We start from the raw sequence: 13,842 nt of genomic DNA, 5'->3' as shown, positions 1-13,842 counted from the left end.
GGGCAGTCTCGCACGCGCCGGGCAACGGCACGAGCCGGTGGCACGGCACCTCAACAGGCCACGGTCTCCTCGCACTTGCGCAGCGCTTCCTGGACGTCACGGCTCCAGTGCCGGGCCGTGCGCGGGGTGGCCGAGGACACGGTGTGCACGGCCGGCTCCCGGCGTTCGGGCAGCCCGCCGGACCTGGCACGCCGGCGCTCGTTGACGGGGGGTGTGCCATGGGCGACGACCTCCTCCACGATCTCGGCCAGATCGCCGTCGGGGAGGGGGAGTTCGAGGTCGTCGTCGACGAAACCGACCACCGCCGGCACGTACTCGACCAGCGCCCGCAGCGCCCTGGGCAGTCCTCGCCCGGCACGGCGCAGACCGCTGAGCACATGCAGCGCCGTGGCGATCTCCAGTTCGGTGGCCTCCCGGCTCAGCGTGGCGGGGGTGATCTCGGTGTGGCTCAGCCACCAGTCGGCCTCGTCGTCCTCCCCCATCGAGCGGTGGTGGAGGTAGAGGCAGTAGCCGGAGACGGTGTCCGAGGCGCCGGCGCCGTACTGCCACCAGAAGCGGGCGCTGTCCTCGCAGTCGGCGAGGTACAGGAGGCTGCCGAGAATCCGTGCGCCGGACGGCTCGGGAAGGGAGCTGCCCAGGAAGTTGCCGAGGCCCTTCAGCGCACCGGGGCGGGTCAGCAGTGCCTCGCAGAGCGCTCGGAGGTCCCGCGCCGCGGGGTGCACCCGCGGGGGCCTGCGGGCCGCCGCGGCGCGCTGCGGGCACACCCGCGCCGTGGGTCCGTCGGGGCCGCCCGCCGCGACCCGGGCGGCGATACGGGCCTCCGCGGCCTCGATGTCCACGCGGCTGTAGGGGGCCGTGGGGGTCAGCCGCGCCCCGGCCAGCAGGGTGTCGATGTCGCTCGCGGTGTCGAAGGTCATGACCGCTCCGCCTCCTCCTCGGCGCACGATGTGTAGATGTCCCGCAGCCGGCGTTTGGCATAGCGCTCGGTGGAACGCACCCCGGCCTCGGTGATGCCCAGCTGGAACGCCACGTCGGCGGTGCTGTAGCCCTCGCAGTAGCGCAGCCGGATGACGTCGCGCTGGCGCTCGGGGAGGGCGGAGATCGCCCGGAACAGCCGCAGGTTCTGCTCGATCACCTCGAAGGCGTCCTCGGCGCCCTGGAGGGTGACCGTCTCGAAGACGGCCGTGTCCATCAGCGTGGCGCGCCGGCCGCGGGCCCGGGCGTGGTCGATGACGCGGTTCTTCACCACCCGCCAGGCGTAGGCGGCGGGATTCTCGGCGCTCAGTATCTGCGGCCACTGCCGGGCGAGTTGGACGAACGCCTCGTCCACGGCCTCCTCGGCGTCCGCGCGGCAGCGCAGGCAGCGCTCGGCCTCGCGGACGTAGCGCGGGCGGTGCATCTGGTGGAAGGCGCTGAAGTCCAGGGGCAGCTTCTCCGGCGCGCGCGGGTTTCCGGCGGGTCGCAACTCCTCCTGGGTCACCGATCGCCTCCGGGGAGCCGATGGTCCATTTCCCGGACGCCCACCCGCACGAGTGCGGCGACGAACCGACGCGCGAGGGTGAGGACTCCGGGTCCGAAGACCCGGAGGGCAAGTACGGACAACGCCACGTCGCGGGCGAGCTGTTCGAACTGGTCGTTCACGGACCCTTCGGTCCTTCCGCTGGCTGTGCGGGGCCCAGGGACCCCGGAAGGCATCGGTCACACCTTCTGCCTCCACGGCGTCCGGCGGTGCCGTTTCGTGCACTCCGGATTCGAAAGTCCGACGGAATTGGCCGTTTTGGACTACGGAGCGTGCCGTTCCGGGCCAATACCGCTTCCCTGACTGCCGCTTGACGGGCTACTTCCGCTCACTCCCGTCCGTTTTCGCCCGCCCGCGCCCGCCACCCGCACCCGCCACCCGCACCCGCCGTCCGCGCCTCGCGCGGCTCAGTGCAGCGGCTTCTCCAGCACCGCCTTGCGGTGGCTGAACGTCTCGATGGAGTAGCGGCCGTGGTAGTTGCCCATGCCGCTCTCGCCCACTCCGCCGAACGGCAGGTCGGAGACGGTGAGATGGGCGAGCGGCAGACCGTAGCCGAGGCCGCCGGAAGAGGTCTCGGCGGCGATGCGGCTCCGGGTCTCGCCGGACTCGGTGAAGACGTACAGGGCGAGCGGCTTGTCGCGGTCGTTGATGAAGGCGATCGCCTCGTCCAGGCCCTCGACGGTGACGATCGGCAGGATCGGGCCGAAGATCTCCTCCCGCATCACGGGCGACCCGGGGTCGACGTCGGCCAGAACGGTGGGCGCGAGGTACTTGTCCGTACGGTCGTTGCCGCCGCCGACCACGATCCGGCCGGAGTCGAGCAGAGCGGCGAGCCGGTCGAAGTGGCGTTCGTTGATGATGCGGCCGTAGGCGTCGGAGGCCTGCGGGTCGGTCCCGTAGAGCGTCTCGACCGCGCGGGTCAGCAGGGGTTCGAGGGCGGCGGCCGTCTCCGGGTCGGTGAGGACGTAGTCGGGGGCGACGCAGGTCTGGCCGGCGTTGAGGAACTTGCCGCGGGCCAGCCGGTCCGCGACGACGGAGAGATCGGTGTCGCGGTCGACGAACGCCGGTGACTTGCCGCCGAGTTCGAGGGTGACGGGGGTGAGGTGCTCGGCGGCGGCGCGCAGGACGATGCGGCCGACGGTGCCGTTGCCGGTGTAGAAGATGTGGTCGAAGCGCTCGGCCAGCAGGGCGGTGGTCTCCGGGACCCCGCCCTCGGCGACGGCGACCGACTCGGTGTCGAGATACGCCGGCAGCAGACGGGCCAGCGCGGCGGAGGTGGCGGGCGCGAGCTCGCTGGGCTTGACGACCACCGCGTTTCCGGCGGCGAGAGCGCCGACCAGCGGGGCGAGCAGGAGCTGCGCGGGGTAGTTCCAGGGCGCGATGACGAGGACCACGCCGAGCGGGTCGACCTGGGTCCACGCGGTGGCGTCGGCGCCGAGGTGGGCCGGGACCGGGGCGGACTCGGGGCGCAGCCACGTGTCCAGGTGGTCGAGCGTGTGGTCGATCTCCCGGACCGTGAAGTCGATCTCGGTGCGGTACGCCTCGGCGGAGCTCTTGCCCAGGTCGGCGTGGAGGGCGTCGGCCAGGTCGGCGCCCCGCTCGGTGAGCAGCTCGCGCAGCCGGCGCAGCTGCTCCGTGCGCCAGGCGACGGGCTTGGTGCGGCCGGTGCGGAAGGTGGCGCGCAGCCGGGCTACGACGTCGGCGGGCTGCTCGGGAGTGGCGGCGGTGGTCACGGTGCCTCACTGGGGTGCGCGGGCCTCACGGCCCTGGGGTCTCGGTGCGAGCGGTCTGCTCGTCCTGGGTACGAGCACCGGGCTCGTTGTCGGTGCGAGCGATGAGCTCGATGTATATGCCAACCTTTCATGCACCAAAATACATTCCCGGCGGCGCCGACTACTCCCCGGCCTGTTCGGTGAGCGCGTGTCCGCGCCGGGCGAGGAAGGCCCGTTCCGCCGGGCTCTCGCTCAGCGCGAGGGCCGCCTCGTAGGCTTCCGCGGCCTCGGCGACCCGGTCCAGGCGGCGCAGCAGATCGGCGCGGACCGCGTGCCAGACGTAGTAACCGTCGAGGTCCAGCGCGTCGACGAGGTCGAGGGCCCGGGCCGGGCCTTGCGTCTCCGCCACGGCGACCGCCCGGTTGAGCGCCACGACTGGGCTCGGGGCGCACTCCATGAGCTGGTCGTACAGGCGCAGGATCTGCCGCCAGTCGGTGTCGGCGGCGGTCGGCGCGTCGCTGTGGACGGCCTGGATCGCGGCCTGGATCTGGTACGGCCCCGGCCGGTCGCGGCGCAGACAGCGGCGGACGAGCGACTGCCCCTCGGTGACCAGGGCCCGGTCCCATCGGCCGCGGTCCTGCTCGGGCAGCGGTACGAGCGTGCCGTCGGCGTTCTCCCGTGCGCTCCGGCGCGAGTGGACGAGCAGCATCAGCGCCAGCAGCCCGGTGGCCTCGGGCTCGTCCGGCATCAGCTCGGTGAGGAGCCGGCCGAGGCGCAGGGCCTCGGCGCACAGGCCCGGGTCGCCCCCGTACCCCTCGTTGAAGATCAGGTAGATGACGGCGAGCACGCCGTTCAGCCGGTCGGGCAGGTCGGCGTCGCGTGGCACGCGGTACGGGATCCGCGCGTCCCGGATCTTCGCCTTGGCGCGGACCAGCCTCTGGGCCATGGTCGGCTCGGGGACGAGGAAGGCGCGGGCGAGCCGGGCGGTGGTGAGGCCGCCGAGGAGCCGCAGGGTCAGGGCGACCTGCGCCCGCGGTGCCAGCGCGGGATGGCAGCAGGTGAAGATCAGACGGAGCCGGTCGTCGCGCACGGGGCCCTCCTCCACGGGCGGCTCGGTGGCGTACAGCAGGGAGGCCTCGGCGTGCCGGGCGTCCCGGGTGGACTCGCGGCGCAGCCGGTCGACGGCCCGGTTGCGGGCGGTGGTGATGATCCAGCCGGCCGGGCTCGGCGGCACACCGGTCTGCGGCCAGCGCCCGACGGCCGTGGTGAAGGCCTCCTGCACCGCCTCCTCGGCGAGGTCGATGTCACCGAGGAAACGGACCAGGACGGCGACGGCACGGCCGTACTCCGCGCGGAACACGGCCTCGACGTCGAGGGGCATCAGGCCTCGCCCATGAAGGGGCGCACCTCGATGGGGAGGGTGGTCGCCCAGGTCGCCCGGCGGCCCCAGTGCAGGGCGGCGTCCAGGTCCGGCGCCTTGATCAGGCAGATCCCGCCGAGGTACTCCTTGCCCTCGGCGTACGGCCCGTCGGTGACGAGGACGTCGTCGCCGCCCGGACGCAGCACGGTGGCCGTCTCCGGCCCGTGCAGCCCCCCGGCGAACACCCAGGCGTCGGCCTCGCGCAGTTCCCGGTGGAACGTCTCGAGGTTGCGGCCGATCTCCGCCATCCCCTCGGCCGACGGGGGTTCGCCCTCGGTGGGTGTGATCACGCTGAGCAGGTAGTGCTTCATGACGTCCTCCAGGTCGCGTGCCGTTCTGTCACCTCCTACACGAACGGCGACCCCCCGGATCGACACCCCGCGCCACGGAACCGGGAGAATCGCGCCCATGACCGCACCGCACCCCCTCGTCGCGCGCGCCCGCAGCCTCGCGGACGAACTCCTCGCCCCGCACGCCGAACAGGTCGACCAGGAAGAGGTCCCCAGCAGCCACCTCGCGGAGATCAGGCGCTCGGGACTGCTCGGGCTGAACGCGCCGAAGGAGTACGGCGGGGCCGAGGCACCCGGTGCGGTGCTGCGCGAGACGACGGAGATCCTGGCCGGGGCGTGCTGCTCCACCTGGTTCGTGCAGGCGCAGCACCACACCCCGGTACTTACCCTGGCCAGGAACGAGGGTGCGGCGCGCGAACGCCTGCTGGGCCCGCTGGCGAGCGGTGAACTGCTGTCGGGAGTGGCGTACGCGCACCTGCGGGCGTATCCGCGCATCCCCGTCCGGGTCACCCCGGAGCGGGCCGGCTGGCGCTTCGACGGGACGGTCCCCTGGTACACCGGGTGGGGCCTGAACGATGTGCTGCTGCTCGCCGGGGTCACCGACACCGGCGAGGTGCTGTTCGCCTTCACCGAGGCGCGTGAGCAGCCGGGCCTGCGGGCCTCGGCCCCGCTGCGCCTCGCCGCCCTCACCGCGGCCCGCACGGTCTCCCTGGAACTGGACGGCCTGTGGCTCCCCGAGGAGGCGGTCGCGCTGCGCACCCCGCACGAGCGCTGGTCGGCGGCGGACCGCCTCAGGACGGTGAACGCCAACCCGGCGGTCTTCGGTGTCACCGAAGCGGCCCTGACCCTGCTGGACGAGGACACGGCGGCCCCGCTGCGCGCCCGTCTCACGGAGGTCCGCACCCGGGCCTACGCCCTCGCCGACGGTTCGGCGCCCGATGAGCGCCTGGCGGAGCGCCTGGCCCTGCGGACCCAGGCGTCCGAGGTGATGCGCGCGGCGACCACGGCGGGGGTGGTGACCGGCGGCGGCCGCTCCATGCTGCTGACGAACAGGGCCCAACGCCTGGCGAGGGAGGCGCTGTTCCTCATGGTCCAGGCCCAGACGCGGGAGTCACGCACGGACCACTTGAGGTCACTGGCCGACTAGCCGTCCCCAGGGGCGCCGGGAACGACGCGAGCAACCGCCTTCGTTCCCACCAGCCATGTTCCGACCACCCACCTTCCGCACGCGCCGGCGCCCCCGGACGCCCCGCTCAGCCGGCGAAGGGCACCTGCACCGACGCCACCTGCTTCCCGGCGGGGTGGTCCCACAGCCCCTCCCCGGCCAGCCGGGGCAGCACGCCCTCCCCGAACCAGTACGCCTCTTCCAGGTGCGGGTACCCGGACAGCACGAACTCCTCGATCCCCAGCGCCGCGTACTCCTTGATCAGTCCGGCGACCTCCGCGTGGCTGCCCACCAGCGCGGTTCCCGCGCCGCCGCGGACCAGGCCGATCCCGGCCCAGAGGTGGGGATGGATCTCGAGCCCGTCCCGGCTGCCGCCGCCGTGCAGCGCGAGCATCCGCCGCTGGCCCTCGGACTCACTGCGCGCGAGCCCGGCCTGGACGGAGCGCACGGTCTCCGCGTCGAACCCGGCGAGCAGCCGATCCGCCTCCGCCCAGGCCTCCTCCGAGGTGTCGCGGGTGATGACATGGAGCCGGATGCCGAACCGGAGCGTCCGCCCCTGCTTCGCCGCGAGCCCCCGGATCCAGGCGATCTTCTCCGCGACCTGGGCCGGCGGCTCGCCCCAGGTGAGGTACACATCGACGTACTTCGCGGCGATCTCGCCGGCGATCGGCGAGGAGCCGCCGAAGTACACCTCGGGCACCGGATCCGGCACCCGGGCCAGCTTCGCGTCCTCGACCCGGAGATGCTCGCCCTCCAGGTCGACGGTCTTGCCCTCCCACAACTCCCTGACGATCCGCAGGAACTCACCGGTCCTGCGATAGCGATCGTCCTTGTCCAGGAAGTCGCCGTAGGCCCGCTGCTCGTGGCTCTCGCCGCCGGTGACGACGTTGAGCAGGAGCCGTCCGCCGGTCTGCCGCTGGAAGGTGGAGGCCATCTGCGCGGCGAGCGTCGGCGAGACGAAGCCGGGCCGGAACGCGACCAGGAACTTGAGCCGCTCGGTGTGCTGGCTGACCATGGCCGTGGTCAGCCAGGCGTCCTCGCACCAGGCCCCGGTGGGGGTGAGCACGCCCAGGAAGCCGAGGTCCTCCGCGGCGCGGGCGATCTGGCTCAGGTAGGCGACCGTCGGCGGCCGGTCCCTTCCGGAGGCGGTGGCGGGGGTGCCGTGGCCGCCGCCGACGACATGGCGGCTGTCGCCGTTGGTGGGGAGGAACCAGTGGAACGTGAGGGACACGGGGGGTCTCCGATCGGGAATGTCCGTCTGCCGGGCTGCCGGGCTGCCGGGCTGCGGGTCTGCCGGGTCGCGGGTCTGCCGGGCCCGGGCGGCCGGGCGGTCCGTTGCGGGCTAGAGCAGGCCGTGGCGCGGTGGCCGGGTGCCGTTCAGCACGAACCGCCCGAGATGCTGGATCTTCCAGCGGGTCGGATCGTGCAGGGTGTGGGTGCGGGCGTCGCGCCAATGCCGGTGCAGATTGAGCGAGGCGAGGGCGGACCGGGTCCCGGACACCTCGAACAGGGCGCTGGAGACCTCCACCGCCGCCCGTGCCGCCTGTACCTTCGCGGCGGCGACCGCGAGGGACGCCTCGGCGGCCGTGCCGTCGGTGAGATCGGCGCGCGCCGTGTCGACCGCCCGGGCGGCCTCGCGCAGCAGCGCATCCGACGCCCTCACCTCCAGGTCGAGTTCACCGAACCGCTGGATCAGCAGCGGATCCTCGGCGGCCGCCTCGACGCCGCTCTCGAACCACGGCCGGCTCTTCGTCCGCACGAACTCCACCGCCTCGACGAGCGCGCCCGCGGCGATCCCCGCGTCGATCGCGGAGTGCAGCAACTGGGCTACAGCGCCATGGAGTTGCGGTCCCTCGAAGGTGAGGTGGTGCGGCAGGACCCGGTCACCCGGTACCGGCACGCCGTCCAGGCGGACGGTGCCGCCGGCCGTCGTCCGCTGGCCCAGCCCGTCCCAGTCGTCGATCACGGTGAGGCCGGGCGCGTCGGACGGCACGTACGCGACGTGCAGTCTGCCGTCCTCGGCCCGGGCCAGCACCGGGATCCAGTCGGCGAAGAGGGCGCCGGTGGAGTAGTGCTTGACGCCGGTCAGGACGTACGAGCCGTCCGGCCGGGACACCAGACGGGTGCGGATGTCCTGGACGTGCTTGCCGCCGGCCTCCGACTGGGCGTTGCCGAAGCGCCGGCCGGCGAGCAGCTCGGCGAAGAAGAACTTCCGCTGCTCCGACGTGCCCTGACGACGGATCACATTGACGTAGGCGAAATGGCTCTGCGGGATCTGGGCGAGGCTGCCGTCGGCGGTGCCGAGCAGACGGAAGATCTCCGCGAGGGTCAGGGCGCCGACATCCGCCCCGCCGTGGTCGGAGGGGACGGTGACGGCGAGCAGACCGGAGGCCGACAGCTTGTCCAACTCGGCGCGGGGCAGCCGCCGTTCGGCGTCGCGTACCGAGGCTCCGGCGCGGAACTCCTCGGCCAGCGAGGCGGCGACGGCGAGGGCCTCGGCGTCGTCCGCGATGACATGGGCGGACATCGTGCCGCTCAGCTCGCCGCGGCCAGGTACGGCGTCCGCCCGAGCGCGGCCGAGAACTGGTCGACGACGTGGGTGAGCGCCTCGGTGGCGGTCGGGGCGACCGTGACGGAGCCGTCCTCGTGGGCGGTGATGTCCTTGTCCAGGGTGAACCAGCCCTGCACGATGTGGGCCGCGCCCATGGAGTTGAGCACGGGACGCAGGGCGTAGTCGATGGCGAGGACGTGGGCGGTGGATCCGCCGGTGGCCAGCGGCAGGACCGTCTTGCCGGTGAGCGCGTACTGCGGGAGCAGGTCGAGGAGCGCCTTGAGGACACCGGAGTAGGACGCCTTGTAGACCGGGGTGCCCACGATGACACCGTCGGCGCGCGCGAAGAGCTCGGTGGCCTCGACGATCGCCGGGTGGCGGAAGTCCGCGCCGAGCAGGGCCTCGGCCGGGATCGTACGGACGTCGAGCGGGATCACCTCGTGCCCCTGGACGGCGAGCCGCTGGTCGAGGTGGCGCAGCAGGCGGCCGGTGCGGGAGGAGGCGGAAGGGCTGCCGGAGACGGACAGGACGGTGGCCATGGGTCCTCTTTCGAAGGAGCCCGGGGCACCCCGGCAGGGCGGGGCGCTCCGGTGGGAGCGGTCAGAAGTACCGGGCGGGTGCGGGCCGTTCGCCCTCGAGGACCCGGCGGGCCGGCCTCGCGGCGCTCGTGGGCGCCTGGGTCGTGGAGCGTGCGGGGACGGTCGGATACGCGGAGACGGACTCTTCCCGCGTCTCGGGGAGGCGCGCCTCCGCGGCGGGCATGCGGAACTCCTGGTGCGGAATTGCTTTCCGGCACACCGAATTCACCGGAAGCGGTGGCGCCGACAGGGTGCGGACGCCAAAGGGCCGGCGGGCGCGGTGAATTCAGGTGGGGGAAAAAGGAAAAGCGCGGCGGATCGCGAGGGAGGATCAGGCCGCGGCGCAACAGGAGGCGCTGAAGACGCGCGCGAGGTCGACATGGCGTCGCCGCGTGAGGTCCAGTCGCATCTTCATGTCCTCGATCGTGGCAGCAGCCTGCGACGGCAGTCAAGGCAAACCCGACCGGTCTCGTATAGCGGACCATTGAATTTCACGAAGGCGTGACAGGGAAACCCTTGAACGGGCGCCGAACGGGCGCGCATTCTTCCGTCGTGCGTACCGAACAGCTGGAATACATCGCGGCCGTCACCCGACTCGGTTCGTTGCGTCGGGCCGCCGAGGAACTACGGCTTTCCCAGCCCGCGTTGAGCGAGACCGTGCGGAACCTGGAACGTGAACTCGGGGTGGATCTCCTGGAGCGCAAACGGTCCGGTGCGACCATGAGCGCGTCGGGCCGGGAACTCCTGCCGCACATCATCGGGGTGCTGGACGCGGTGGACCGGCTGCGCTCGGCGGCGGGCGAGCGGCACCGGATCAGCCGGATGGTGCGGGTCGGCACGGTGAACGCGGCGACCGTCCCGCTGCTCCTCCCGGTGGTCCGGGAGTTCCGCGCCACGCATCCGGTCACCCAGGTGGAGGTGGTGGGCGCCCAGCAGACCGACATCCACCGGACCCTGCTGGAGGGCGGGTTCGACCTGGGCCTGGTCAACCATCTGGAGGGCGACGACGTGCCGGCCGAGTTCGAGTCGACCGAGCTGCTGCGCGGCCGGCCGGTGGTGTGCATGCGCCCCGACAGCCCGCTGGCCTCCGCGCCGTCGGTGTCGGTGGACGACCTGCTCGACGTACCGCTGATCGGGATGCGGTCGGGCTATGTCATGCATCGCTACGTCCACCGGCTGCTCGACGGGCGCGGCCTGTCCTTCGCGTACTCCACCGACGGGGCGGAGATGGGCAAGCTGATGGTGGCCGAGGGGCTGGGCGCGACCGTCCTGCCCGACTTCAGTGTGATCGGCGATCCGCTGGAGCGGCGCGGGACACTCATCCACCGGCCGATCAGCGGCGACACGACCCGGGTGCTGCTGATGCTGCAACGGCGGCGGGCGGAGTCCGTACCCCAGGCCGCACGGGACCTGCACGAGGTCTTCGTGCGCACGGCACGGGCGCTGAGCGCGACGCCCGAGGCGCCGTAGGGACGGCCGTGGAGGTGGCCGTCCCGTCGCGCCGGGGCCGCGCGTGCCCGCTGGCGGCTCAGTCCTCGTCGCCGAGCGGGACCACGACGAGGAAGGCGTCCGACTTCAGGTCCATGACCACGGTCGCGGGCTCCCCCTCGGCCCGCCGCCGCGCCGCGTACTCCTCCGCCGGCCACGATCCTCGCGGGGATCCTGCGGGGAATCGCTCCAACACCTTCGCGCCCATAGCTGCAGACACCTCCCGTGCGAAACGGACAATCTCTGGGGGTTCTGTTGCCCTGGATCGGCGCGGTCATGTTCCGTTTCGTGCCGACGGCTCGTCACCTGCCCGGTCGCCGCCGCGGCCGAGTCGTCCCGGCCACCAGGCGGGGGTGCCGATGTCCCGCACCAGCGCGGGCACCAGCAGCGAGCGTACCACGAGCGTGTCGAGCAGCACGCCGAAGGCGACGATGAAGGCGATCTGGGCGAGGAAGGCCAGCGGGATCACTCCGAGCGCGGCGAACGTGGCGGCGAGTACCACACCGGCCGAGGTGATGACGCCGCCGGTGGTGACCAGACCCCGCAGGACGCCCTCGCGGACGCCGTGCCGCAGGGACTCCTCACGCACCCGGGACATGAGGAAGATGTTGTAGTCGACGCCCAGCGCCACCAGGAAGACGAAGCCGTACAGCGGCACGGACGGGTCGGTGCCGCTGAAGCCGAACACGTGCCGGAACACGAGACCGGAGACGCCCAGGGTGGCGAGGAAGTTCAGCGCCACCGTGGCCACCAGCAGCGCGGGCATCAGCAGCGAGCGCAGCAGGACCGTCAGGATGAGGAAGATGATGGCGAGGACGACGGGGACGATGAGGGTGCGGTCGCGTTCGGCGGTGCGCAGGGTGTCGTACCGCTGGGCCGTGTAGCCGCCGACGAGGGCGTCCGCGCCGGGGACGGCGTGCAGGGAGGTGCGCAGGCGCGCCACGGTCCGCAGGGCGGCGTCGCCGTCCGCGGCGGAGTCGAGGGTGACATCGACCCGGACCCGCCCGTCGACCACCAGGGGTTCGCCGCCCGGCCGGCCCGAGGCGGTGGCCCCGGCCGCCGAGGCGACCCCCTCGGTGTCCCGGGCCGCGCCGAGGACCTCCGCCAGCCGGTCGGCGTCCGCGACGACCACGGTGGGGTTGCCGGAGCCGCCGGGGAAGTGCCGGCCCAGGGTCTCCTGCGCGGCGACGGAGGGTGCGTCGTTCACGAAGGTCTCGTCGAGGGGTACGCCCTTGGAGGCGAGCGTCGGGGCGAAGGCGGCCCCGGCCAGCAGGACGGCGAGCGTCACCGCCCAGACCCGGCGCGGGGCCCGGTCGACGAGGGCGGCGACGCGCCGCCAGACGCCGTGGCCCGCACCGCCGGTCGTCATACGGGCGGGCCAGTAGGCGGCCTTGCCGAGCAGGACGAGGACGGCGGGCAGGAAGGTCAGCGTACTGAGCACGGCGCAGCCGATGCCGATGGCACCGACGGGCCCGAGGGCGCGGTTGTTGGTGAGGTCGCTGAGCAGCAGGGCGAGCAGTCCCAGGGCGACGGTCGCGGCGCTGGCAACCACGGCGCCCCAGGACTTGCGCAGCGCGGCCGTGATGGCGGCGAACCGGTCGGTGCGCGCGGCGAGTTCCTCCCGGTAGCGGGCGGTGAGCAGCAGGGCGTAGTCGGTGGCGGCGCCGATCACGAGGATCGAGAGGATGCCCTGGACCTGGCCGTCGACGCGCACCACGTCGTGGTCGGCGAGTGCGTAGACGACCGCGCAGGCGAGGCCGAGCGCGAAGACCGCGCCGAGGATGATCACCAGCGGGAGCAGCACGCTGCGGTACACGAGCAGCAGGATGACGAGGACGGTGGCCAGCGCGACGCCGAGCAGCAGTCCGTCGATGCCCGCGAAGGCGTCGGACAGGTCGGCCTGGGTCGCGGCCGGTCCGGCCAGTCGGACCGTCGTGCCGGGGACGCGTTCGGCGGCGGCGCGGATCCGGTCGAGGGTGGTTGCGAGGTCGTCCCCGAGGTCGGGGCGCAGGGGAACCACGCCCTCGACGGCCTCCCCGTCCTCGGAGAGCAGTGCGGGCGACACGTCACCGGACACGCCCCGGTCGTCGGCGAGGGAGGCGAGCGCCCGGCCGGCGGCGTCCAGCCGGTCCTCGATCCCGGTCCCGTCGGCTCCGGCTCCGGTGCCCGCGGTCCAGACGACGATCGCCGGGAGGGTCTCGTTCTGCCGGAAGGCGCGTTGCGCGGCGATGACCTGCGTGGACTCGGCGCTGCGGGGCAGGAAGGCGGCCTGGTCGTTGGTGGCGACCTCGCCCAGCCGTCCGGCGTAGGGACCGAGGACGCCGCCGACGCCGAGCCACACGGCGACGAGGAGGACCGGGACGAGCCGGCGGGCGCGTCGGAGGGTGGTGGACATCGTTCTCCAGCTCCGGAAGGAAAGGGCTCGGGCAGGGGTAGCTCGATGGCCACCAGAGGTATCTCGACAACAAACAATCTCAATGATTGAGTAAGTTGCCGCCGAGTGATCTTAGACGTTGCCTGTCCTTCTGTCCCGGGCCGGTCCCCGGATGCGACGGACCGCGGCTTTTTCAGCGCCCGGGAGGAGTGATCCCGGACAGTTCCTCGCCCATCGCCGTGAGGAAGCGCAGCACCACCGACAGCTCGTCCTCGGTGAACCGCGAGCGCGCGGCCCGGGTCGCCTCGGCCAGCGGCCGGAAGTAGGTGCGGGCCACCGACTTGGCGTCGGCCGCGTAGTACAGGTGGACCACCCTGCGGTCGGCGCTCTCCCGGACCCGGCGGATGTGCCCCGCGCGCTCCAGCCGGTCCACGCACGCGGTGACGGCGCCGGAGGTGAGCCCGAGGTGCTCGCGCAGTCGCTTCGGGGTCATCGGCCCGTCGGCGTCCAGGATCGCGGCGAGCGCCTGGACGTCCGTCGCATGCAGCCCCTGGTCGCCCGCGAACGCGTGCGTCAGCCGGTTGATCTCGCCGTTCATCCGCCGCAGCCGAACGGCGAAGGCATGCAGGTCGGTCGGCGCCGCGGAGGCCTCGGACGGCTGTCCCGGCACCCGCCCCTCACGGTCGTTCGCTGTGGCCACGGGGCCAGCGTAGTCGCCGTCCGCGATCACTCGTTCGTGCGCACA

The 13,842-nt window shown here is 72.8% G+C and carries 15 protein-coding genes; 2 read left to right on the top strand and 13 right to left on the bottom strand.

The features are described 5' to 3' along the window. Nucleotides 1–50: 50 nt before the first annotated feature. The 6 genes from ACFVYS_RS26170 to ACFVYS_RS26145 all read right to left on the bottom strand — a co-directional run bounded on the left by ACFVYS_RS26170 (nt 51) and on the right by ACFVYS_RS26145 (nt 4,962). Nucleotides 51–917 (bottom strand): hypothetical protein, encoded by an 867-nt coding sequence (locus ACFVYS_RS26170; protein WP_389505742.1) that lies wholly within the window; start codon nt 915–917, stop codon nt 51–53. After that, the gene (locus ACFVYS_RS26165) at nt 914–1,480 is read right to left on the bottom strand and encodes an RNA polymerase sigma factor (protein WP_389505740.1); all 567 of its coding nucleotides are present in this window, start codon (nt 1,478–1,480) and stop codon (nt 914–916) included. Before ACFVYS_RS26165 ends, ACFVYS_RS26170 begins: the two co-directional genes overlap by 4 nt. Next, nucleotides 1,477–1,641: a hypothetical protein gene (locus ACFVYS_RS26160; protein WP_160160046.1), complete on the bottom strand. Its 165-nt coding sequence runs from the start codon at nt 1,639–1,641 to the stop codon at nt 1,477–1,479. The genes ACFVYS_RS26165 and ACFVYS_RS26160 overlap by 4 nt, the downstream gene beginning before the upstream one ends. A gap of 285 nt (nt 1,642–1,926) precedes the next feature. Further along, complete coding sequence (locus tag ACFVYS_RS26155) at nt 1,927–3,252, bottom strand: aldehyde dehydrogenase family protein (RefSeq protein WP_389505738.1); 1,326 nt, start codon at nt 3,250–3,252, stop codon at nt 1,927–1,929. Nucleotides 3,253–3,412: 160 nt separating this feature from the next. After that, a complete protein-coding gene (locus ACFVYS_RS26150) occupies nt 3,413–4,612 on the bottom strand; it encodes an RNA polymerase sigma factor (RefSeq protein ID WP_389505736.1) in 1,200 nt (399 codons plus the stop codon). Beyond that, nucleotides 4,612–4,962 carry a YciI family protein gene (locus ACFVYS_RS26145; protein ID WP_389505734.1) on the bottom strand — a complete coding sequence of 117 codons (351 nt, stop codon included), beginning with the start codon at nt 4,960–4,962 and terminating at the stop codon, nt 4,612–4,614. Before ACFVYS_RS26145 ends, ACFVYS_RS26150 begins: the two co-directional genes overlap by 1 nt. 97 nt (nt 4,963–5,059) lie before the next feature. Between ACFVYS_RS26145 and ACFVYS_RS26140 the strand changes: the two genes are divergently transcribed. Beyond that, the gene (locus tag ACFVYS_RS26140) at nt 5,060–6,088 is read left to right on the top strand and encodes an acyl-CoA dehydrogenase family protein (RefSeq protein WP_389505732.1); all 1,029 of its coding nucleotides are present in this window, start codon (nt 5,060–5,062) and stop codon (nt 6,086–6,088) included. A 106-nt stretch (nt 6,089–6,194) separates the two neighbouring features. Here the strand turns inward: ACFVYS_RS26140 and ACFVYS_RS26135 are convergent, their stop codons facing one another. From ACFVYS_RS26135 to ACFVYS_RS26120, 4 genes are all read right to left on the bottom strand, one after another. After that, nucleotides 6,195–7,337 carry an LLM class flavin-dependent oxidoreductase gene (locus ACFVYS_RS26135; RefSeq protein ID WP_389505730.1) on the bottom strand — a complete coding sequence of 381 codons (1,143 nt, stop codon included), beginning with the start codon at nt 7,335–7,337 and terminating at the stop codon, nt 6,195–6,197. 111 nt (nt 7,338–7,448) lie between these two features. Next, a complete protein-coding gene (locus ACFVYS_RS26130; protein ID WP_389505728.1) occupies nt 7,449–8,633 on the bottom strand; it encodes an SfnB family sulfur acquisition oxidoreductase in 1,185 nt (394 codons plus the stop codon). Nucleotides 8,634–8,641: 8 nt separating this feature from the next. Then, a complete protein-coding gene (ssuE, locus tag ACFVYS_RS26125) occupies nt 8,642–9,196 on the bottom strand; it encodes an NADPH-dependent FMN reductase (protein ID WP_362272863.1) in 555 nt (184 codons plus the stop codon). Between the two features lie 61 nt (nt 9,197–9,257). Then, entirely contained in the window at nt 9,258–9,419 is a 162-nt protein-coding gene (locus ACFVYS_RS26120) for a hypothetical protein (RefSeq protein WP_389505726.1), read from the bottom strand. A 368-nt stretch (nt 9,420–9,787) separates the two neighbouring features. On the opposite strand from ACFVYS_RS26120, the gene ACFVYS_RS26115 reads away from it, so the two are divergent. Further along, nucleotides 9,788–10,705, top strand: coding sequence for a LysR family transcriptional regulator (locus ACFVYS_RS26115; RefSeq protein WP_389505724.1), 918 nt, complete (start codon nt 9,788–9,790; stop codon nt 10,703–10,705). A gap of 58 nt (nt 10,706–10,763) precedes the next feature. Here the strand turns inward: ACFVYS_RS26115 and ACFVYS_RS26110 are convergent, their stop codons facing one another. The 3 genes from ACFVYS_RS26110 to ACFVYS_RS26100 form a co-directional block, all read right to left on the bottom strand. Further along, on the bottom strand, nt 10,764–10,931 hold the full coding sequence (locus ACFVYS_RS26110) for a hypothetical protein (protein ID WP_199920247.1): 168 nt from the start codon (nt 10,929–10,931) through the stop codon (nt 10,764–10,766). Nucleotides 10,932–10,997: 66 nt separating this feature from the next. Continuing rightward, nucleotides 10,998–13,118 carry an MMPL family transporter gene (locus tag ACFVYS_RS26105; protein ID WP_389505722.1) on the bottom strand — a complete coding sequence of 707 codons (2,121 nt, stop codon included), beginning with the start codon at nt 13,116–13,118 and terminating at the stop codon, nt 10,998–11,000. 172 nt (nt 13,119–13,290) lie between these two features. Next, nucleotides 13,291–13,797 (bottom strand): MarR family winged helix-turn-helix transcriptional regulator, encoded by a 507-nt coding sequence (locus ACFVYS_RS26100; RefSeq protein ID WP_389505720.1) that lies wholly within the window; start codon nt 13,795–13,797, stop codon nt 13,291–13,293. Nucleotides 13,798–13,842 lie beyond the last annotated feature (45 nt).

It is taken from the genome of Streptomyces sp. NPDC058295 (genome assembly GCF_042880655.1).
Lineage (GTDB): Bacteria > Actinomycetota > Actinomycetes > Streptomycetales > Streptomycetaceae > Streptomyces > Streptomyces coriariae.
The sequence above is the reverse complement of the archived record's forward strand: the minus strand, read 5'-3'. Positions and strand labels throughout refer to the sequence as shown.

Bases quoted from the DNA above. Each gene is read 5' to 3' on its own strand.
- ACFVYS_RS26170 (WP_389505742.1), bottom strand. From the start codon at position 917: ATGACCTTCGACACCGCGAGCGACATCGACACCCTGCTGGCCGGGGCG.
- ACFVYS_RS26150 (WP_389505736.1), bottom strand. From the start codon at position 4,612: ATGCCCCTCGACGTCGAGGCCGTGTTCCGCGCGGAGTACGGCCGTGCC.
- ACFVYS_RS26145 (WP_389505734.1), bottom strand. From the start codon at position 4,962: ATGAAGCACTACCTGCTCAGCGTGATCACACCCACCGAGGGCGAACCC.
- ACFVYS_RS26140 (WP_389505732.1), top strand. From the start codon at position 5,060: ATGACCGCACCGCACCCCCTCGTCGCGCGCGCCCGCAGCCTCGCGGAC.
- ACFVYS_RS26130 (WP_389505728.1), bottom strand. From the start codon at position 8,633: ATGTCCGCCCATGTCATCGCGGACGACGCCGAGGCCCTCGCCGTCGCC.
- ssuE (WP_362272863.1), bottom strand. From the start codon at position 9,196: ATGGCCACCGTCCTGTCCGTCTCCGGCAGCCCTTCCGCCTCCTCCCGC.
- ACFVYS_RS26120 (WP_389505726.1), bottom strand. From the start codon at position 9,419: ATGCCCGCCGCGGAGGCGCGCCTCCCCGAGACGCGGGAAGAGTCCGTC.
- ACFVYS_RS26110 (WP_199920247.1), bottom strand. From the start codon at position 10,931: ATGGGCGCGAAGGTGTTGGAGCGATTCCCCGCAGGATCCCCGCGAGGA.
- ACFVYS_RS26105 (WP_389505722.1), bottom strand. From the start codon at position 13,118: ATGTCCACCACCCTCCGACGCGCCCGCCGGCTCGTCCCGGTCCTCCTC.